The 20,352-nt window shown below is 63.2% G+C and carries 19 protein-coding genes; 10 read left to right on the forward strand and 9 right to left on the reverse strand.

All coding sequences use genetic code 11. The annotated features are described in order from the left end of the window. Positions 1-77: 77 nt before the first annotated feature. A complete protein-coding gene (gene carB / locus JO965_RS06990; protein ID WP_203442968.1) occupies positions 78-3,548 on the reverse strand; it encodes a carbamoyl-phosphate synthase large subunit in 3,471 nt (1,156 codons plus the stop codon). 199 nt (positions 3,549-3,747) lie between these two features. Between carB and JO965_RS06995 the strand changes: the two genes are divergently transcribed. The 3 genes from JO965_RS06995 to JO965_RS07005 all read left to right on the forward strand — a co-directional run bounded on the left by JO965_RS06995 (position 3,748) and on the right by JO965_RS07005 (position 6,388). Then, positions 3,748-4,539, forward strand: coding sequence for an SDR family oxidoreductase (locus JO965_RS06995; protein ID WP_203442969.1), 792 nt, complete (start codon positions 3,748-3,750; stop codon positions 4,537-4,539). 7 nt (positions 4,540-4,546) lie between these two features. After that, positions 4,547-4,966, forward strand: a complete 420-nt coding sequence (locus JO965_RS07000; RefSeq protein WP_371826841.1) for a GtrA family protein — start codon at positions 4,547-4,549, stop codon at positions 4,964-4,966. Between the two features lie 186 nt (positions 4,967-5,152). Then, positions 5,153-6,388, forward strand: a complete 1,236-nt coding sequence (locus tag JO965_RS07005) for an MFS transporter (RefSeq protein ID WP_371826868.1) — start codon at positions 5,153-5,155, stop codon at positions 6,386-6,388. Here the strand turns inward: JO965_RS07005 and JO965_RS07010 are convergent. From JO965_RS07010 to carA, 4 genes are all read right to left on the reverse strand, one after another. Beyond that, positions 6,352-7,074 carry a class I SAM-dependent methyltransferase gene (locus tag JO965_RS07010; RefSeq protein ID WP_203442971.1) on the reverse strand — a complete coding sequence of 241 codons (723 nt, stop codon included), beginning with the start codon at positions 7,072-7,074 and terminating at the stop codon, positions 6,352-6,354. The two genes, JO965_RS07005 and JO965_RS07010, sit on opposite strands and share 37 nt — an antisense overlap. Positions 7,075-7,195: 121 nt before the next feature. Continuing rightward, the gene (locus JO965_RS07015) at positions 7,196-7,744 is read right to left on the reverse strand and encodes a cupin domain-containing protein (RefSeq protein ID WP_203442972.1); all 549 of its coding nucleotides are present in this window, start codon (positions 7,742-7,744) and stop codon (positions 7,196-7,198) included. An 80-nt stretch (positions 7,745-7,824) separates the two neighbouring features. After that, positions 7,825-8,199 carry a hypothetical protein gene (locus JO965_RS07020; RefSeq protein WP_203442973.1) on the reverse strand — a complete coding sequence of 125 codons (375 nt, stop codon included), beginning with the start codon at positions 8,197-8,199 and terminating at the stop codon, positions 7,825-7,827. A 127-nt stretch (positions 8,200-8,326) separates the two neighbouring features. Then, a complete protein-coding gene (gene carA, locus JO965_RS07025) occupies positions 8,327-9,532 on the reverse strand; it encodes a glutamine-hydrolyzing carbamoyl-phosphate synthase small subunit (RefSeq protein ID WP_203442974.1) in 1,206 nt (401 codons plus the stop codon). 142 nt (positions 9,533-9,674) lie between these two features. On the opposite strand from carA, the gene JO965_RS07030 reads away from it, so the two are divergent. Next, positions 9,675-10,133 carry a GatB/YqeY domain-containing protein gene (locus JO965_RS07030; protein ID WP_203442975.1) on the forward strand — a complete coding sequence of 153 codons (459 nt, stop codon included), beginning with the start codon at positions 9,675-9,677 and terminating at the stop codon, positions 10,131-10,133. A 1-nt stretch (position 10,134) separates the two neighbouring features. On the opposite strand, the gene JO965_RS07035 is transcribed toward JO965_RS07030, so the two are convergent. Next, positions 10,135-10,713, reverse strand: a complete 579-nt coding sequence (locus JO965_RS07035) for a cysteine hydrolase family protein (RefSeq protein ID WP_203442976.1) — start codon at positions 10,711-10,713, stop codon at positions 10,135-10,137. 116 nt (positions 10,714-10,829) lie between these two features. Here JO965_RS07035 and JO965_RS07040 point away from each other — a divergent pair, with 116 nt between their 5' ends. From JO965_RS07040 to JO965_RS07050, 3 genes are all read left to right on the forward strand, one after another. Then, positions 10,830-11,264 (forward strand): Lrp/AsnC family transcriptional regulator, encoded by a 435-nt coding sequence (locus tag JO965_RS07040; protein WP_203442977.1) that lies wholly within the window; start codon positions 10,830-10,832, stop codon positions 11,262-11,264. A 944-nt stretch (positions 11,265-12,208) separates the two neighbouring features. Further along, positions 12,209-12,832 carry a LysE family translocator gene (locus JO965_RS07045; protein WP_203442978.1) on the forward strand — a complete coding sequence of 208 codons (624 nt, stop codon included), beginning with the start codon at positions 12,209-12,211 and terminating at the stop codon, positions 12,830-12,832. A gap of 78 nt (positions 12,833-12,910) precedes the next feature. Continuing rightward, on the forward strand, positions 12,911-13,339 hold the full coding sequence (locus JO965_RS07050) for a low affinity iron permease family protein (protein WP_203442979.1): 429 nt from the start codon (positions 12,911-12,913) through the stop codon (positions 13,337-13,339). 152 nt (positions 13,340-13,491) lie between these two features. On the opposite strand, the gene JO965_RS07055 is transcribed toward JO965_RS07050, so the two are convergent. Next, complete coding sequence (locus tag JO965_RS07055) at positions 13,492-13,896, reverse strand: VOC family protein (RefSeq protein WP_203442980.1); 405 nt, start codon at positions 13,894-13,896, stop codon at positions 13,492-13,494. 146 nt (positions 13,897-14,042) lie between these two features. Continuing rightward, complete coding sequence (locus JO965_RS07060; RefSeq protein WP_203442981.1) at positions 14,043-14,384, reverse strand: hypothetical protein; 342 nt, start codon at positions 14,382-14,384, stop codon at positions 14,043-14,045. Between the two features lie 211 nt (positions 14,385-14,595). Between JO965_RS07060 and dnaG the strand changes: the two genes are divergently transcribed. The 3 genes from dnaG to JO965_RS07075 all read left to right on the forward strand — a co-directional run bounded on the left by dnaG (position 14,596) and on the right by JO965_RS07075 (position 19,042). Continuing rightward, entirely contained in the window at positions 14,596-16,488 is a 1,893-nt protein-coding gene (dnaG, locus tag JO965_RS07065) for a DNA primase (RefSeq protein WP_203442982.1), read from the forward strand. Positions 16,489-16,685: 197 nt separating this feature from the next. Next, positions 16,686-18,683, forward strand: coding sequence for an RNA polymerase sigma factor RpoD (gene rpoD / locus JO965_RS07070; RefSeq protein ID WP_203442983.1), 1,998 nt, complete (start codon positions 16,686-16,688; stop codon positions 18,681-18,683). Positions 18,684-18,748: 65 nt separating this feature from the next. After that, positions 18,749-19,042, forward strand: coding sequence for a hypothetical protein (locus tag JO965_RS07075; protein ID WP_203442984.1), 294 nt, complete (start codon positions 18,749-18,751; stop codon positions 19,040-19,042). 17 nt (positions 19,043-19,059) lie between these two features. On the opposite strand, the gene JO965_RS07080 is transcribed toward JO965_RS07075, so the two are convergent. After that, complete coding sequence (locus tag JO965_RS07080) at positions 19,060-20,322, reverse strand: MgtC/SapB family protein (protein ID WP_203442985.1); 1,263 nt, start codon at positions 20,320-20,322, stop codon at positions 19,060-19,062. Positions 20,323-20,352 lie beyond the last annotated feature (30 nt).

Here is a 20,352-nt window from a genome sequence, read left to right on the forward strand (position 1 = left end):
GCCGCTGTTTCCAGCGCCCTCGCATATCAACGAAAACTTACCAGAAGCTTCGCAGTTCCAATGTGAGGCCGGATGCCTCAGGCAAAGTATTCCTGAAGCGCCCGGACTTCGAGATCGCCGCTGAGGTATGCCTTGATGCCCTCGGCTGCGGCAATCGCTCCTGCAAGAGTGGTGTAGTAAGGTATCTTATGCAAGAGGGCAGCTTGTCGTAAAGAGCGGGAATCCGAGAGGGCGCCAGCCCCTTCGGTGGTATTGAAGACGAGCTGGATATCCCCGTTCTTGATGGCATCCACCACGTGGGGGCGGCCTTCCAGCACCTTGTTGATCCGCGTCGCCTTGACGCCGTTTTCCTCAAGAAACTTCTGGGTGCCGGCGGTCGCCATGACCCGGAAGCCGATCTCCTCGAGCATCCGGACGGTGGGCAGAATGCGGGCCTTATCCGAGTCGCGGACCGAGACGAAGAGAGTTCCGGTCTTGGGAACCTGGCTGCCGGCGCCGAGCTGGCTCTTGGCAAAGGCCACGCCGAAGCCGCGGTCGAGGCCGATCACCTCACCGGTCGAGCGCATCTCCGGCCCGAGTAGCACGTCCACGCCCGGGAAACGGGCGAAGGGGAAGACCGCTTCCTTGACGCCGATATGCGGCAATTCCTTCGGGGTGAGGCCGAACTTGGCTAGGCTCTCGCCCGCCATGATTCGGGCCGCGATCTTGGCAATGGGCTCGCCGATGACCTTGGCCACGAAGGGGACCGTGCGCGAGGCGCGCGGGTTCACTTCCAGCACGTAGATCGTGCCGTCCTTGATGGCGTATTGCACGTTCATCAGGCCGCCGACGTCGAGCGCCAGGGCCAGGGCCTTCGTCTGGCGCTCCAGCTCGGCGATGATCTCCGGCGAGAGGGAGCGCGGCGGCAGCGAGCAGGCGGAATCGCCCGAATGGATGCCCGCTTCCTCAATGTGCTCCATGATGCCGGCGATGAACACGTCCTTGCCGTCGGCAAGGCAGTCCACATCCACCTCGATCGCATCCGAGAGGTAGCGGTCGAAGAGGAGGGGGTTCTTGCCCAGAACCGTGTTGATCTGGCCCGTCTTGTCGTTGGGGTAGCGCGCCTTGACGTCGGAGGGAATCAAGCTCGGCAGGGTACCGAGCAGGTAATCCTCGAACTGGGTCTCGTCGCGGATGATCGCCATAGCGCGGCCGCCGAGCACATAGGACGGACGCACCACGAAGGGCAGGCCGAGATCGGCGGCGATCAGGCGGGCCTGCTCCACCGAATAGGCGATGCCGTTCTTCGGCTGCTTCAAGTGCAATTTGTCGAGGAGGCGCTTGAACCGGTCGCGGTCCTCGGCGAGGTCGATGGCGTCCGGCGAGGTGCCGAGGATGCGCACGTCCGCTTCTTCCAGCGCGCGGGCGAGCTTCAGCGGGGTCTGGCCGCCGAACTGCACGATCACGCCGTGGAGCGTGCCCTTTGAGCGCTCGGTCTCGATGATCTCCAGCACGTCTTCCTGCGTCAGCGGCTCGAAATAGAGCCGATCGGAGGTGTCGTAGTCGGTCGAGACCGTCTCCGGGTTGCAGTTGATCATGATGGTCTCATAGCCCGCATCTTTCAGCGCAAAGCAGGCATGACAGCAGCAATAATCGAACTCGATACCCTGGCCGATCCGGTTCGGGCCGCCGCCGAGAATGATGACCTTCTTGGCATCCGAGGGCGTGGCCTCGTCCGCGGGCTGGCCGGCGAAGGGCGCGGCATAGGTCGAATACATGTAGGCGGTCGGGGAGGCGAACTCCGCCGCACAGGTGTCGATGCGCTTGAAGACGGGACGCACGTTCAGAGCACGGCGTGCCTCGCGCACCTCAGCCTCGGTCTTATGGGCCAGCACGGCTAGGCGCGCGTCCGAGAACCCCATGGCCTTGAGCTGGCGGAAGGCGCCTGGCGTCGTCGGCAGGCTATGGGCCTTCACCTTGGCTTCCAGGTCGACGATGTCCTGGAGCTGCTCCAGGAACCAGCGGTCGATCTTGCAGCTCTCGTAGACCTCGTCATGGCTGATGCCGAGGCGAAGGGCCTGCGCGACCTTGAGGATCCGATCCGGGGTCGGCGTGCCGATGGCCGCCTTGATGGCGTTGCGGTCATCGCCCTTGCCGAGGCCCTCGATCTCGATCTCGTCGAGGCCGGTCAGGCCGGTTTCCAGCGAGCGCAGGGCCTTCTGGAGCGATTCCGGGAAGGAGCGGCCGATAGCCATGGCCTCGCCCACGGATTTCATCGCCGTGGTCAGCGTCGGCTCGGCGCCGGGGAATTTCTCGAAGGCGAAGCGCGGGATCTTGGTGACCACGTAGTCGATGGTCGGCTCGAAGGAGGCCGGGGTCGCGCCGCCGGTGATGTCGTTGGCGATCTCGTCCAGGGTGTAGCCGACGGCGAGCTTCGCCGCGACCTTGGCGATGGGGAAGCCCGTGGCCTTGGAAGCGAGCGCGGAGGAGCGCGAGACGCGCGGGTTCATCTCGATCACGATCATGCGCCCGTTGTCCGGGTTGATCGCGAACTGCACGTTCGAGCCGCCGGTCTCGACGCCGATCTCGCGCAGGACCGCCAGCGAGGCGTCGCGCATGATCTGGTATTCCTTGTCGGTCAGCGTCAGGGCAGGCGCCACGGTGATCGAGTCGCCGGTGTGGACGCCCATCGGGTCGAAGTTCTCGATGGAGCAGATGATGATGCAGTTGTCCGCCTTGTCGCGGACGACTTCCATCTCGTACTCCTTCCAGCCGAGCACGCTCTCCTCGATCAGCACCTCGTTGGTGGGGGAGGCGTCGAGGCCCCGCTCCACGATGTCGAGGAACTCGTCGCGGTTATAGGCGATGCCGCCACCGGTGCCGCCCATGGTGAAGGAGGGGCGGATGATCGCGGGCAAGCCCACCTCGGAGAGCGCGATCAGAGCCTCGCCCATGGCGTGCTCCTGGTAGCGCTTGCGGCGGTCGTTCTCGGCCGCATCCCATTTCAGCTTGTAGGCCGCGATGTGGCGCTTCTTGTCGCCGGGATGCATATCCATGGCTTCCATGCGCGCCAGCTCGGCGAGATAGGCGTCCCGGTCGCCCTTCTTGAGGGCTGAGGCGTTGGCGAGGCGGGATTTCGGCGTGTCGAGGCCGATCTTGGTCATAGCCTCGCGGAAGAGCTGCCGGTCCTCGGCCTTGTCGATGGCTTCCGCCGTCGCGCCGATCATCTCGACGTTGAACTTCTCCAGCACGCCCATCTTCTTGAGCGACAGGGCGCAGTTCAGAGCCGTCTGGCCGCCCATGGTGGGCAGGATGGCGTCCGGGCGCTCCTTCTCGATGATCTTGGCGACGATCTCAGGCGTGATCGGCTCGACATAGGTGGCATCCGCGAGATCGGGATCGGTCATGATCGTCGCGGGGTTCGAATTTACCAGGACGATGCGGTAGCCTTCCTCCTTCAGGGCCTTTACGGCCTGTGTGCCCGAATAATCGAACTCGCAGGCTTGGCCGATGATGATCGGGCCGGCGCCGACGATGAGAATGGAGGAGATGTCTGTCCGCTTTGGCATTGGGCCACCCAGGCGTGTCCAGCCGCGCGGCCGTAAAGCTACGGCGCTTCAAGCGCAGCCGGGATGTGATCGGATTGTAGGTTGAGAGAGGCTCTTACACGGACCTTGAGCAAATTCAAAGGCCTGAGCCATGATTTAGACAGGCAATGCCCATGCGGTACGATCCGTCGGGCTGAATAATGAATGGGGTTGGGAAAACATGGACACGACCGGAGAGCCGCGCTGGACATTGATCACAGGAGCCTCCAGCGGGATCGGCGCGGAACTGGCCCGCGTCTTTGCCAGCCGGGGCTGCCCACTCGTCCTCACAGCCCGACGGCACGAGCGGCTCGAGGCTTTGAGCGCGGAGATCGGCCGGACTCAAGGCGTTCCTGTCGAGATCATGGCGATCGACCTTGAGGATCGGGAAGCGCCTCGGGATCTGTATGAAATGCTCCGGGAACGGGGGATCACGGTCCATACCCTGGTCAACAATGCCGGGTTCGGCCTGCGGGGATATTTCGCCTCTCTTCCGCACGAGAAGCAACTCGCCATGATCGACCTCAACATCACGGCGCTTGCCTCGCTCTGCCGCCTGATGCTGCCCGGCATGATCGAGCGGAAGCGGGGTGGAATCCTCAATGTGGCCTCGCTCGCAGCCTTCCAGGCTGGGCCCTATATGGCAGTCTATTACGCGACGAAAGCCTTCGTCCTGTCCCTGTCCGAGGCCCTGCACGACGAGGCCAAGCCACACGGCGTGACCGTGACCGCCCTCTGCCCGGGGCCGACCGAGAGCGAGTTTTCTGAGACGGCCGGCTTGAAGGATTCGCGACTTTTCAAGGCGGATGTGATGTCCTCCGCCGAGGTCGCACGCGTCGGCGTAGAGGGCTACGAGGCCGGGCAGGCCATCGTCATTCCAGGCGCTAGGAACCGGGTCGGGGCCATAGGGGCCAAATTTGCTCCACGCTTCATATCTCGCAGGATCGCAGGGCTTCTTCAGGGAATGAGGTGACGGGCGGGTGGGAAGCCGCTATCGAGAGGACGTGATCGCGTCTCGTTCCTTCCAGCGCCTTGCCCGCCAGTTCACCGCCTTCTTCGGAGTTGGCCTCGCGGCTGCTGTCGCCCATTACGGGCTCCTCATCGCCCTCGTCGAAGGCGCAGACATCGATCCCGTTCCGGCAACGCTTGCGGGCTATGTGGCGGGAGGCCTCCTGTCCTACATGCTCAACCGCAAGCATACTTATGAGAGCGATCGGCCCCATCGCGAGGCCACATGGCGCTTTGCTCTTGTGGCCTTCATCGGCTTCCTCGTGACCTGGTTCCTCATGCATGCGTTCACGGTCTGGCTCGACGGACCGTACCTTCCCGCGCAGATCATCACGACGGGTGTTGTGATGCTGTGGAGCTTCATGGCGCACAAAAAGTGGACATTTGCATAGGCCATCAGCAGATCTGAGGCGGATCGGCCACGTTCCAGTCTTCCAGTGCAGCCCTGGCCTGCATTCCGATACATCCCGCAAATCTTTTTTGCGGTGCAATATAATCGTCATCGGAGCGGCTTAACGGACTCCGTCGCTTCATCCATCACCGCATCGCATGAAAATCTTGGGGGCTCCATGTCCGATATGGTCATTGCCGAAGACGTCTGTCTTGCACAGGACAAGGCCCCTGCCGTTCCGCATTCCCGCCTCGCCGTCGCCCTGATCGAGCTGGCGCTTGCGGTCGGCAGCTTCGGCATCGGCACTGGCGAGTTCGCGATCATGGGCCTGCTGCCGAACGTCGCGCAGGAATTCAACGTTACGACGCCCGAGGCAGGATATGCGATCAGCGCCTATGCGCTTGGGGTCGTGGTGGGTGCTCCGATCATTGCTGTCCTCGCGGCCAAGCTCGCGCGCCAGACGCTCCTCCTGCTCCTGATGGCGGTCTTCGCAGTCGGCAATGCTGTCAGCGCCATTGCGCCGACCTTCGAATCTTTCGTGCTCCTGCGCTTCCTCACCGGTTTGCCGCACGGCGCCTATTTCGGCGTGGCGGCGCTGGTGGCGGCCTCCCTGGTTCCGCCCAACAAGCGCACCCAGGCGGTCGCCCGCGTCATGATGGGCCTGACCGTCGCCACCCTACTGGGTACGCCCGTGGCCACGTGGTTCGGCCAAATCCTGACTTGGCGGCTCGCCTTCGGGGCCGTCGGCTTCATGGGCGCGCTGACCGTGGTGCTGATCTGGCTCTTCCTGCCGAAGGACAAGGTGCAGGAGGGCGCGAGCCCGATGCGGGAACTGGGCGCCTTCAGGCGCAAGCAGGTCTGGTTCACCCTCGGCATCGGCGCGGTTGGCTTCGGCGGTCTTTTCTCCGTTTTCTCCTACATCGCGTCGACTGCGACGGAAGTCGCCGGAATGCCGGACAGCGCCGTACCAGTCATGATGGCCCTGTTCGGCTCAGGCATGATCGTCGGCAATCTCGTCGGCGCGTGGTTCGCGGACCGCAATCTGATGGCGACCATTGGCGGAGTGCTCGCCTGCAGCGCCGTGGTGATGACGGTGCTCTGGCTCACGGCCGAGAACCCTTACATGCTCTCGGCCTGCGTCTTTCTCGTCGGCTGCAGCGTCGCCATCGGACCGGCACTTCAGACCCGTCTGATGGATGTTGCTGCCGATGCGCAGACTCTGGCGGCCGCCCTCAATCATTCGGCCTTCAACATTGCCAATGCGCTCGGCGCCTGGCTCGGCGGCTTGGCGATTGCGGCAGGCTACGGCTTTGCCTCAACCGGATGGGTCGGCGCGGCTCTGGCCGTTGCGGGTCTTGGGGTGTTCGGCCTGTCGCTGGCGAGCGATCAGCGCTCGGTGAGGTCTTCCATCTCACGAGCCTGAGCAGGCCGTCCCACGAAGGTCATGCGGGCCTGGTTGTGTCCGAGGTTCCGCTCGGCGCGCTCGGGCTCGAAACCGGCATCGTTGAGGAGATCGACAATCTCCTCGTCGCTGTATTGAGCAAGGCCCACTTCCTCGCGGATCTTGCGATATTCCGAGAAGGCGGTGCGGGCGAGGCCGGTGACGGCTGATCTTAAAAAGCCACCCTGCCAAGCGAAGGAGAGCAGGGCCTTCGCATCGGTGAGCGGGCTGATGTCCGGCGGGATGATGTCGCCCAAAACGAGCTTGCCGTTGGCTTTCAGCTTCTCGTGCATGAGCCTTAGAAGAGCGCGGAACTCGTCAAGGGAGAGATACTGGACGAGCGAGTTCACCACGATGAGATCGAGGGAAGCGTCGGCAATGTCGGTGACGTCGTCGGTGGACAGAATAACGATCCGCTCATTGCCCTTGAAACGTTCGTTCAAGCGCTCACGCACCAGTGGCGCGGCATCGCTCAAATAGAGACGGCCACATTTGGCCGCGATCTTGTCGGCGAACAGCGCCTCGCCGCAGCCGTAATCGAGCATCACCGCCTCCGGGGAGGGGATGAGCCCGATGATGTCGCTGGCGATCAGGCGATAATGCAGGAGCTTGTGCCGCTCGCTCGTATAGATCGGCGTGTCCTGGTTCCAGTAATCGCGCCAGTTCATCGGAAGAAATGCCCCACGAAGTTCAAGATGTCGCTGAAAGCGAGCTTCGAGTCATGGGGCCAGCCACGCGATTTAGCAACCTCCCGCCGTGGGGCGCCGGGCAGGAGGCTGTCCGCTCCCCTCAGCTCCAGAGCTTCATAAGTGGGCCATCGGCGCCGTCCACCGGGTCGGAATCTGGCAGGGGAATCTGCGCAATGCGCTGCTGCGATATGGCGAGGGTGCCCGGATCGTCTCGGATGGTGTCGTAATCGGCGCCACCCGGATAGGCGCCGACCACAGAAAAGTCGTCGCTTGCGTTGATGCAGGCATGGGCGACGCCGGCGGGAATGATCACCACATCGCGGGCACTCACGGCCACGAGATCGCCGTCCTCGCCGCCGAAGCGGACCTGGGCCGTACCCGAGACGATGCCGAGTACCTCGTGAGTGTTGGAGTGGTAGTGGTGATAGTCGTGGATGCCGTTGAGCCAGGCATTCGTCCAGCCATTCTTGGCAAAGGTCGTCTTGAAGGTCCTGACCGGATCGTGGTCGGAGGGCGAAATCGCCCCGCGTCGCACGATCAGCGGCAGGGGCGAATTCGGGACGATGCCGTTGTTGCGGAAGACGTAAGTCTCCGTGCCGAGCGGCGCGTTGTAGCCCTGCGGATCGCCATATCCTTTCGCTTGAGCCATGTTTCTCTCCCTTCAAATCGGGGAGTGAACGCGTAGCGCAGGCGAAAGATCGAGCGGGGCTTTCCCTTTCCTGCCGGTCCTTACATGCCGATGAGCATGGCCGCGACGGCGCGGTCGATGGACAGGTAGAACATCCCGAAGGCGACGGCCGCCGCGATGGCGAACTCGACGATCTGGTTCTTGAAGATGCGGAACTGGGCGAAGAGGTTCTGGCCGAAGATCGAGATCAGCCAGGCCGTCGTGAGCACCACCGGAAAGATGAAGAGATAGGACCAGGTGCTCTCGACCGTGCCGATATTGGTCGGGTCGATCAGGGGGCGGATGTTGCGCACCCAGGGAGCGTAGATGGCCGCGTAAAGCGAGGTCAGCCAGGACAGCGTGACGGCGATGCCGAGATGGAACGTGAACAGGTTGTGCAGTCGGCTGAACTCGCCGGAATCGTCATCGAAATCCATCGTAAAACCCCCAAAGCAATAACCGGAATCATTTTGTTTTTATGGTTAATGATCGGTTACCGTGATTTGGGAGGCTGGCGCAACAGATGCGTTTGTCGCGGCGCCAGCCTTCACATCATCGTTACGCTTATGCCTTTTTCTGATCCATCAGCTGCACGAAGCGGTCGAACAGATAATGGCTGTCCTGCGGGCCGGGCGAGGCCTCCGGGTGGTACTGCACAGAGAAGGCCGGACGGTCGGTGAGCGAGATGCCGCAATTGGAGCCGTCGAACAGGGAGACGTGGGTTTCCACGGCGTTCTTCGGCAGGGTCTCCGGATCCACCGCGAAACCATGGTTCATGGAGGTGATCTCGACCTTGCCGGTGGTCTTGTCCTTCACCGGATGGTTCGCCCCATGGTGGCCCTGGTGCATCTTCTTGGTCTTGGCGCCGACAGCCAGGCTCAGCATCTGGTGGCCGAGGCAGATGCCGAAGGTCGGGATCTTCTCGTCGAGCACCTTGCGGATCACGGGCACGGCGTATTCACCGGTCGCTGCGGGATCGCCGGGGCCGTTGGAGAGGAACACGCCGTCGGGCTTCAGAGCCAGCACGTCTTCCGCCGAGGCGGTCGCGGGAACCACCGTGACCTTGCAGCCGGCGCGGGCGAGAAGGCGCAGAATGTTGCGCTTCACACCGTAATCGATGGCGACCACGTGGTGCTTCGGTGCGCCATCCTGATGGCCATAGCCTTCGCCACGGGTCCAGGTGGTCTCGTCCCAGTCGAAGCGCTGGGCGCTGGTCACGAGGGGCACGAGGTCGAGGCCGTCCATAGAGGGGAGGGCGGCGGCCTTGGCCTTTAGGGCCTCGATGTCGAATTGACCTTCCGGATTATGGGCGATGACCGCGTTCGGCATGCCCTTGTCGCGGATGAGCGCGGTCAGCGCCCGCGTGTCGATGCCCGAGAGGCCAACGATGTTGCGGGCTTTCAGCCAGGCGTCCAGGTCGCGGGAGGCGCGCCAGTTGGACGGCTCGGTGATGGTCGCGGCCAGCACGACGCCGCGCACGCCAGAGGACGAGGCGGCGTTGACGCTCTCGATATCTTCCTCATTGGTGCCCACATTGCCGATATGGGGAAAGGTGAAGGTGATGATCTGGCCGGCATAGGACGGGTCGGTCAGGATCTCCTGGTAGCCCGTCATCGCGGTGTTGAAGCAGACCTCGCCGGTCGCTTCGCCGACGGCGCCGATGCCGAAGCCTTCGAGAACCGTTCCGTCCTGGAGCACAAGAACCGCGGTCGCGCGCGGCTCGGCCCAGCCACCCGAGAGGGACCCGGTGGCGTCTTTGTCTTGCAGCATCGTCATGATCTCTTGTAAGTCCGGGGCCAACAGGCCGTGCTTGAGCAGGCCATACCCGGGCCGCCCTTGAACTACCCCCGTGACTTAAGGGGCCGTTCGCGTTCCGTCAACGCTCAAGTGACTTGAAACCAAGGAGAACTCCATGCTGCGCGAACGATTCACCGCCGAGATGAAGGAAGCCATGAAGGCCGGCGACAAGGGCAAGCTCGGTGCCATCCGCCTGATTCAGGCGGCCCTCAAGGACAAGGACATCGAGGCCCGCGGCAACGGCAAGGAGCCTCTCTCCGACGAGGAAATCCTGGCCCTGCTGCAGAAAATGGTGAAGCAGCGCCAGGAATCGATTGCCATGTACGAGCAGGGCGGGCGCACCGAGCTCGCCGATCAGGAGAAGAACGAGGTCGCGGTGATCACCTCCTATCTGCCGCAGCAGATGGATGAGGCCGAGACGAAGGCGGCCATCGAAGCCGCCATCGCCGAGACCGGCGCCGCCTCCATGAAGGACATGGGCAAGGTCGTGGGTGTCCTGCGCGGAAAATATGCCGGCCGCATGGACTTCGCCAAGGCAAGCGGCCTCGTGAAGGACATGCTGCCGAAGGGCTAAGTCAGGCCGCGGCTGGGCTGGCCGATGTCAGCCCGGCCAACAATTCCCGGGTCGTGATGATCTTGGCGAACTCGAAGCCCAGCGTTGCCACATGGGCCTGATGGATCGCTCGGGCGGGGATCGTCCCGCCCGCGCCATCGGGCAGGTCGAAGCAATCGCAAGCATCCTCGACGAGGATCATGTCATAGCCGAGATTGGCCCCGACCCGCACCGTCGTCGAGACGCACATATCGGTCGAGATGCCGAAAACCACGACCGTGCGGATGCCGAGCCGCCTCAGACGCAGGTCGAGATCCGTCCCGATGAAGCCTGAATTGACGCTTTTCGAGATCACGGGTTCTCCGTCGCGGGGCTCGAAGCCTGGCCGGAAGGCGTTCCCTGGCTGACCGGGTGTCAGGGTCGAGCCGGGCGTGACGGAATCGTGCTTCACATGGATCACGGGAAGTCCCGCCGACCGCCATGCGCTCAGGACGGCTTGCCCGTTGCGGTCGCAGGCGTCGTTCCAGCGAAGTGGCCAGGAGGGCTCGTCGAAGGCTCGTTGCATATCCACCGGCAGAAGAACGGTATTGGCAAAAGTCATGGGACATCTCCTTATGCCCTCGTCTTCACGCTTTTCTCTGCCGGTTTCACTCGACAAGATGACCGGCCGACAGACGAAATGCCGGTCATAGGACCTGCGAGGCGGATCTTTTCGGAATGGTACTGGACGACAAAGACAAGATCCTGATCGCCACCCTACGGAGGAACGCGAGAGAAAGTCTCGTGGGCCTTGCCCGCAGCGTCGGGCTGTCGCGCAGTGCCACGCAGGAGCGGATGCGTCGCCTGGAGCGGGAAGGGATCATCAAGGCCTACACGGTCGAGCTCGCCTCGGAGCACGATCCGGCCGTGCGCGCCATGATCGCCGTTACCTTCGAACCCGGTTTTCGCTGCAAGCAGGTGGTGCCGCGCCTTGCCGGAATCCCCGAGATCGTCGCCTGCCATTCCCTGACAGGCTCCATCGACCTGATGGTCAACGTGTCCTGCGACTCGAATGCCTCTCTCAACCGGATCAGGGACGTGGTGGCGTCCGTGCAGGGTGTGGCTACCGCCACGACCCATATCGTTCTCGCAACGGAATGGGCCCGGGATTAGTCGCTCCTGTCAGCCGTATGATGTCAGCCAATATCAAAGAGCCAGCACCTGTGGGCCCGCAGCGTGAGCTGCGAGCCTGAGTGGTGATCGAGGGTGGCGCGACAGGCAGCCCGGCTCGATGTCTGGTGTGGGATGGAAGAGCCGAACTGCCTCTTCGCGCACGGCTTCTTTAGGCGGACAGGAGAGGCCAGCTCAGTCGACCGCCGCCGGCGGTGACCGTCTGCGCGACGGCGGCCTGCGACCGATCCCGACCACCCGCCCACATCCTGGGCCTCCCGTCGAAGCCGATTGCGAGTCAGCCTCACGGGACCGTGCCTGCTCCCACACTGCGACGCCTCGCGAGCGCGCCCCTCGACAGGAGCAGATCTAAGGCAATGATATAGCCAAGATTGGGACAATTGTCAAGAACAAAAGATGAACATAACATTGCTCTGCTCTGCCGGTCCTCTCCTCGACGTCATGGCCGGGCCTGTCCCGGCCATCCCGATGCGGAGAAGCGCAGCATGTCACACAATCGGGATCACCGGCACGAGGCCTGTGATGACGGGGGGAGAGTTTAGAATCGTGGGAGAGTTTAGAATCCGGTGTCATTCCCGACCGGAGCACAGCGGAGGGGAAGGGAATCCATGGCACTGCGCGTCTGAGTGGATCCCCTCCCTCGATTGCTCGCCGGGGATGGCACCAGCTATTCCGATGCGGGAAGCGTCGCGCTTTCCCATCGGGGTCACCGGCACGTGGCCGATAATGACGTGAGAGGCGTTATTTGCGGCGAGTCCCGTCGTGGATTTCTCGGCCTTCCTCCTGAGGACAGAGCCAAAGAACACGGGAAAGTGCGATTTGATCGGGACGGACATTCCGTTCGGAGATTTCCTGCGTATCGTGCTAAAAGGCAACTCCCTTCCCGCATCCGACGATGCGCCCACACGAATGAGCATCGGTGACCGATGAGCCTTGAACTCTGGTTGATCTATCTGATTGCCGCGATCGGCCTTTCACTGACACCGGGACCGAACGGTCTGCTGTCGTTGACGCACGGCGTCTGTTACGGCTTCCGGCCCACGATCTATACGGTGCTGGGTGGCGCGCTCGGCTTCTTCATCCTTATTGCGGCATCGCTGGCCGGCATGGGGGCGCTGCTCGCGGCTTCCGAACAGGCCTTCACGATCGCCAAGTGGATCGGCGCCGCCTATCTCGTCTATCTCGGCATCCGCATCTGGCGGGCGCCCGCTTCCGTCCTGGACGTTGCCGCGCAGGACGAGGGGGTGCGCAGGGCAAGGCCCCTCTGGATGTTCAACCAGGGTTTCCTCGTAGCTGTGTCGAACCCGAAAGCGCTGATCTTCTTCGCCGCTTTCCTCCCGCAATTCATGGTCCCGGGCGTGTCCTTTCCCGTCCAGCTCGCGGTGTTCGGCGGCACCTTCGTGGTGGTGGAGATCGTCTACGAACTTCTTCTCGCCATCATGGCGCAGCGCATCGCTCCCTGGCTGACCCGTCATGGACGGTGGTTCAACCGCGGCGCGGGCGCGACCTTCGTCGGCATCGGCGCGGCGCTGACGACAGCGAGCCGTTAAAGGTTGCGAGCGACGTCCTCGTATTGAACGGAAAAGCCAGCTCGACCGTTGTGATTCCACCAAGGCCACGGAGTCACGATGGACAAATTCTTTGCCAGATTCGCCAATGCAACGGCCCACATAGCGGGAACCCCGACAGTGTTCCTGGCCTGCGTCGTCCTCGTGCTGGTCTGGGCGATGTCAGGCCCCTTCTTCAGCTTCTCGGAAGATTGGCAGCTGGTGATCAATACCGGAACGACCATCGTAACCTTCCTGATGGTCTTCCTCATCCAGAATACGCAGAACCGCGACGGTGCTGCTCTTCAAACCAAGCTGGACGAATTGATCCGCACCTCGAATGCGGACGACGTGTTCATGGGAATCGAGAAGCTGACCGATAAGGAACTGGAAGTCCTCCACGAGCGCTGCGAGCAGATGGCCAAGGAAACCCAGGCCGCCCTGCAGAAGACCAAGGCCGAACGCGCCAAGCGGGCGAGCAAGTCGGACACGCGCCGGCGTAGTGCTTAAGCTCGAGGCGCAAAACCGGAGACCATCGGTCATCCGGCTTCGGGCCCGCTTATGGCCCTCTGGGTCCGCACGATGCGCCAGCCATGAGAAGAAGCATCAGATCGATCCCAAAAGTGGATCCACTTTTGGGTCCGATGCTCTAGCGATGATCTTCACGGGCGGCCATCCGTGAATTGAACGAGATCCCACAGATTGCCGTATAGATCCTCGAACACGGCAACGATGCCGTAGGAGGCGTGCTTCGGCTCACGGATGAACGTGATGCCTGCCTCGATCATGGCGGCGTGGTCGCGCCAGAAATCGTCGGTCCGCAGGAACAGGAAGACGCGGCCGCCGGCCTGGTTGCCGATGAAGGTCTCCTGATGGGCGGAGGATGCACGGGCCAGAAGCAACGACGTGCTCGCACTGCCCCGCGGCCGGACGATCACCCAGCGCTTGTCCTGCTCCGGCTGGTAGGTGTCCTCGACCAGCTCGAAGCCGAGCCTGCTGACATAGAAGTCAATCGCCGCGTCGTAGTCACGAACGACGAGGGCGATATGGGCAATGCTCTGATTCACGACGCTCCATCCACATCCACTAACGAAGATTGGAACGTTCATGGTTCGGGAGGAATGAGGAACTTCGTCTTATCCACTCGAACATTGTCTCGCCATGATGGCTCTTCCGTCGCGGCCGGTCCTGTCGGGGATCTCCTTCGACGCCGTCACGTGTGCGCGAAGCGATCGACGCAGTCGTCATCCAGAAGATCGTGAAAGCTGATCCGGATCCGGCTGGCATGCTGGGTCGGATCGGCAGCGGCCCCCAGACCGATCAGCACGTTCATCTCGCCCACGAGACAACCGGCACCGTCTGCAGGTCTGAGCCGGACCTGACGATGCCGCACGTGCGCCTCGAATTCGTTGAGGAGGCACAGCGTCTGGGGATCGATGTCGATGTCGACGCGGCCGAAGCGTTTGCCGTCCCCGCCGGCCGCCACTTCGAAGCCTGCCAGAAGGTGGAGGAACTCCGTCGGCCATTCGACGATGGGGTTTTGAGTGAGCGGCATGGGTAGCCTCGAGCTTGAAAAATCCTTTCCCATGAAAGGCTTCTATCTAATCAAGCGAAGGCCACGCTTCGTGGTTCCATCGGCCCCGGTTGAGACGTGTCCCACAGACGCGCCCCCTGTGGATTGCGGGCACAGGAAAGCGTGGCCTTTCTGTTTTTAACTTCGCCGTGACCGCCCTAGTTTATGGAACAGGTTTGGAGATTCACGCTTCGTGCGCTACCCGCCTCAAATCCTCGAAGAGATCCGCGCCCGGCTGCCGACCTCGGCCGTCGTGGGTAAGCGCGTGCGCCTTAAAAAAGCGGGGCGGGAATGGAAGGGGCTGTCGCCCTTCAACGCGGAGAAGACGCCGTCCTTTTACGTGAACGACCAGAAGCAGTTTTATCACTGCTTCTCCTCCGGCAAGCACGGCGACATCTTCACCTTCCTGATGGAAACGGAGGGACTCTCCTTCCCCGAGGCCGTGGAGCGGCTGGCCGGGGAGGCGGGGGTGCCGCTGCCGAAGCTCTCCCGCGAGGACCATCAGGAGGAGGTCAAGCGCAAGAACCTCCATGACGTCATGGAGCTGGCGGCGAAGTTCTTCGAGGCCTCGCTCCAGGACCGCTCCGGCGCCAAGGCGCGAGATTATCTCGCCGGGCGCAGCTTAAGTCGCGACACGCAGGTCCGCTTCCGTATCGGCTATGCCCCGTCCGAGCGCTATGCCCTGCGGGACCATCTCGCCGGCAAGGGCGTGCCGGTCGAGATGATGGTGGAGGCAGGCTTGGTTCATGCGGGCGAGGAGGGGAAGATCCCCGCCGACCGCTTCCGCGACCGGGTCATGTTCCCGATCTGCGACGTGCGCGGCCGGGTCATCGCCTTCGGCGGCCGGGCCATGAGCGCCGACGTTCCGGCGAAATATCTCAACTCGCCCGATACGCCGCTCTTCAACAAGGGCCGGCTTCTCTACAATTACCACCTCGCCCGTCAGCCGGCCCACGACCGGGGCACGGTGATCGCGGTCGAGGGCTATGTGGACGTGATCTCGTTGAGCGCGGCGGGCTTTCCCCATGCGGTCGCGCCCCTCGGCACCGCCCTGACGGAGGACCAGCTCACGCTGCTCTGGCGCCTCGCCGAGGAGCCGATCCTCTGCTTCGACGGCGACAAGGCCGGGCAGCGGGCGGCCTATCGGGCGCTCGATGTTGCCCTGCCCAATCTGATGCCGGGCAAATCCCTGCGCTTCGCCATGCTGCCGGAAGGGCAGGATCCGGACGATCTGGCGCGTGCGGGCGGGGCTGCCGCGGTGGAGCGGGTGCTCGCCTCGGCGCGGCCTCTGGTCGATGTGCTCTGGACGCGGGAATTCGAGGCGGGCCCCCTCGATACGCCCGAGCGGCGGGCAGCCCTGGAGCGGCGCCTGCGCGAATCACTGGCACTGATTCGCGACGAAACTCTCAAGAAATACTACCGGGAGGAGGTCGAAAGCCGCCTCGCGGCCCTCAGCCCCGACACCCGGCCGGGCCGTTTCAACCGCCAGGGTGGGGGCGGGCGGCGGGACTTTCAGAAGCCCCAGCCGATGACGCCGAGCGCCCGCCTGAGCGTCTCGCCACTGCTCGCCCGCAACCCGCTTTTTGCCGGCAGCACGGCCGAGAGCCCGCGGGAAGCGATGATCCTCTGCACCTTCCTGGTGCATCCGGAACTCATCCAGAATCACGCAGAAACCCTTGCAGATCTTGAACTTGAGGGCCGCTCCACCCAAATGGTGCGCAGTCTCTTGCTCGATGGAGCGGCGAGCGGCGAACCGACCGATCTGACGGTCATGAAGGCCCGCCTCGAACGGGCCGGCCTGACGCCGGCGGCGGATCGGTTGACGGTTCTGGTCCGTCCCGGCGACCGGTGGATGCTGGATCCGCATGCGGATCCCTTGCGGCTTGAGGACGCATTGAGGCAAGCCATCACCTTGCATCGCCGCGCACGCACGTTACATAGCGAACTTCGAGCTGCTGAGCGCGCACTCGCCGAAGAGGACAACGAGGCCAATCTCGCCTGGCTGCGAGAGGTCCAAAACCAACTGTCCTCCGTCGAGGGTGCCGAGGCCGACATGGACAAGGCAGGGATCCCCGGGGGTCACTGATGTCCTTATACGTCAGAGTGCGGCAAGCCAGGCGGTTGCGGCAGTTTGAGCAGGGGATGGTTAACGGTTAGTCAAGCGACTCACTGTTTATAGTCGGAAATGAATTTCGGGTGGCGGAGCTCTAAAGGCTTGGCCGCCCATTCGCGCATCGCGGGTCCTGTAGGGGGGATGAGCGGGGCGCTGGAGTTGAGCAAAGCATGGCGACGAAGGCAACCGAACGGGACGAAGGCGAGACGGCAGCTCCGGAGCAGCAGAGCGACGGGCCCCTGCTCGACCTGAGCGATGCCGCCGTTAAACGGATGATCAAGCTCGCGAAGAAGCGCGGGTATGTCACTTATGACGAATTGAACGAGGTTCTGCCTCCGGAGGAGTTCTCCTCGGAGCAGATCGAGGACGTGCTCGGCCAGCTCTCCGAGATGGGCATCAATGTCGTCGAGTCCGAGGAGACCGACGAAGGCGCCCAGCCGGAAGCGGACGAGGAGGAGGCCGAAGGCGGCGACCTCGTCGAGGCCTCGCAGACCCGCGCCGTCACGGTGCGCGAGACCACGACCAAGGAGCCGACCGACCGTACGGACGATCCGGTGCGCATGTACCTGCGCGAGATGGGCTCGGTGGAGCTTCTCTCCCGCGAGGGCGAAATCGCGATCGCCAAGCGCATCGAGGCCGGCCGCGAGGCCATGATCGCGGGCCTTTGCGAAAGCCCGTTGACCTTCCAGGCCATCATCATCTGGCGCGACGAGCTCGTCGAAGGCCGGGTGCTTTTGCGCGACATCATCGACCTCGAGGCCACTTATGCCGGCCCGGACGGCAAGGGCGCGCCGAAGGTGGATGCGCTCGGTGACGAGGGCGAGGCCGAAGAGACGGCCGAGGGCGAAGAGGGCATGACCCCGCCCGAGGGCGAGCTCGACGACGACGACATGGAGAACAACGTGTCGCTCTCGGCCATGGAGGCCGAGCTGAAGCCGCGCGTGCTCGAGACCTTCGACTCCATCGCCGACAACTACAAGAAGCTGCGCCGCCTGCAGGTCGAGCATGTGGAACAGCGCATGCAGAACAAGCAGCTGACCCCGGCCCAGGAGCGCAAGTACAAGGAGCTCAAGGCGGATATCGTCACGGCGGTGAAGTCGCTGTCGCTGAACAACAACCGCATCGAGGCCCTGGTCGAGCAGCTCTACGACATCAACAAGCGCCTCATCTCCCATGAGGGCCGCCTGATGCGGCTGGCCGAGAGCCACGGCGTCGCCCGCGAGGAATTCCTCAAGCATTACCAGGGCTGGGAGCTCGACCCGAAATGGGTGCTGCGCGTCTCCAAGCTCGGTGGCAAGGGGTGGAAGGATTTCGTCGCCAAGGCGAAGGACGGCATCCACGACCTGCGCGAGAACATCCATAACCTGGCGAGCGAGACCGGCCTGGAGATCCAGGAATTCCGCCGCATCGTCATGATGGTGCAGAAGGGCGAGCGCGAGGCCCGTCAGGCGAAGAAGGAAATGATCGAGGCGAACCTGCGCCTCGTGATCTCGATCGCCAAGAAGTACACGAACCGCGGCCTGCAGTTCCTGGACCTGATCCAGGAGGGCAATATCGGCCTCATGAAAGCGGTCGACAAGTTCGAGTACCGGCGCGGCTACAAGTTCTCGACCTACGCCACGTGGTGGATCCGTCAGGCGATCACGCGCTCCATTGCGGATCAGGCCCGCACGATCCGCATTCCGGTGCACATGATCGAGACGATCAACAAGATCGTCCGCACATCGCGCCAGATGCTGCACGAGATCGGCCGCGAGCCGACCCCGGAGGAACTGGCCGAGAAACTCGCCATGCCGTTGGAGAAGGTGCGCAAGGTCCTGAAGATCGCCAAGGAGCCGATCTCGCTCGAAACGCCCATCGGTGACGAGGAGGATTCGCACCTCGGCGACTTCATCGAGGACAAGAACGCGATCCTGCCCATCGACGCGGCGATCCAGTCGAACCTGCGCGAGACCACGACGCGCGTTCTCGCCTCGCTCACGCCGCGCGAGGAGCGCGTGCTGCGCATGCGCTTCGGTATCGGCATGAACACCGACCACACCCTCGAAGAGGTCGGTCAGCAGTTCTCCGTGACCCGCGAGCGTATCCGCCAGATCGAGGCGAAGGCCCTGCGCAAGCTGAAGCATCCCTCGCGGAGCCGGAAGCTCAGGAGCTTCCTCGACAACTAAGCGAATTGAAAAGGCGGGTTTCAGACCCGCCTTTTCATTGACGAGGTGCTTGTTAGGAAGTCCTCATGGACGAGAGCATTTTCGAGGCATGGTACGAGCTCGCTGACAACAGCGTTGCCTTGCTTCCGTTGAACGAAGTCCATCGGTTGCGATCGATCGGGTGCTGGTTGAAGGAACCGGTTTTTCTTCATCAAATCCAGGCCGAGTCTCTTGAGGCTGCTGTCGAGATTCATGAGGAGAAGATGGATTGGGATAGTTTCTGGGCTCAGAAGGATGTTCTTGCCAACTGTCCTCAATGCGCTGTCCGCTACTTCGCGCGCCGCTCCGTTTCCTGCCCTCGTTGCGAAACTACTTCTTGAACATTGAGCTTTGAGGATCAGCCGAAAAGCACGAAAGCCGCGCCGCCCGCCACTATCGCCGCGGCACTCGCGGCCGAGACGATCCAGCCCGCTTGAGTACCGCCGAGACTGAACGTCATGCCCGCCTTTACCGCCGTGTTCACCGCAACGGCGATGGCGATTCCGAGCGCCGCCGTGTGGACCGCAATGCCGCCGCTGTTGGCGAGACGCGCGAGGGAAAGCGTGATGGCGTCCACATCGGCGATGCCGGAGAGGGCGGCCAGGATGGTGATACCGACATCGCCCGCGTAGGTGCTGATGATCTTCGCGAGCAGGCTGATCACGGCGATCAGGCCAGCGAGTTTCAAGGCGGTTCCGAGTTCGAAGGGGCTCTTCATGGTGAGCTGAGGACTCTCCGTGCTGCCCCGCCCATGGGTGAAGAAGAGCAGCCCTGCGACCGCGATCATGACGATCCCCGCCGCGCCGAGTGGCCATGCGAGCGGAAGAAGCAGCGCGTTGTTCAAAGCGCTCGCGACGACGAGCACGCGCCCGACCATGACCGATCCGGCAAGAAGAATGCCGCCGGCGAGAAGCGGGCTCGCAGTCGGATGCTCGCGCGCCATGCGGGCGAGGGTGACGGTGGTTGCGGTGGAGGAGGCCAGACCGCCGGCGAGCGCCGCGAGCGCGACGCCCGCTTGGCTCCCCATGATCTTCACGGCGATGTAACCGGCAAAGGAGATCGCCGCGATGATGATGGCAAGCAGCCAGATCTCCGCCGGATTGACGGAGTCCCAAGGATCGACGGTCCGGTCCGGCAGCAGGGGCAGGGCGAGGAACGTCATCGCGAGAAGAATGAGAGCGGAGCGGATCTCCAGCCATGTCAGACGCCTGACCCAGCTGTGCAGCGGCTGCTTGAGAGCCAGGATGAGCGTGACGACGACGCCAGCCGCTGTTGCGATCTCAAGATTACCGAGAACCGCATAGGCGCCGAGAGAGAAGGTGATGAGCCCGGCGACGACGCCGGTGACGCTGAAGTTCTCCTCCGCCTTTGCTTCCAGCCAGGAGAAGGCGCTGAAGGCGAGCGAGAAGCCGAGGAAGGAGAGAGCCAGAAAGACGACATTGGTGTGGGTCGTCAGGATGGCGGACAGGGCGCCAAGAAGGGCGATCAGCGTATAGGTCCGCAGGCCGGCGGTGCGCTCTCCCTCCGCCTCCTCGCGCTGCTTCCAGCCCCGCTCCAGGCCGATGAGCAGCCCGATGGCCAGGGCAACGACAAGACGGAAAAGCAGAGACGTGTCGTTCATGGCACTTGAGTCACCCGGCCGGCCAGCCTG

This window comes from Microvirga sp. VF16 (assembly GCF_016864375.1).
GTDB lineage: Bacteria > Pseudomonadota > Alphaproteobacteria > Rhizobiales > Beijerinckiaceae > Microvirga.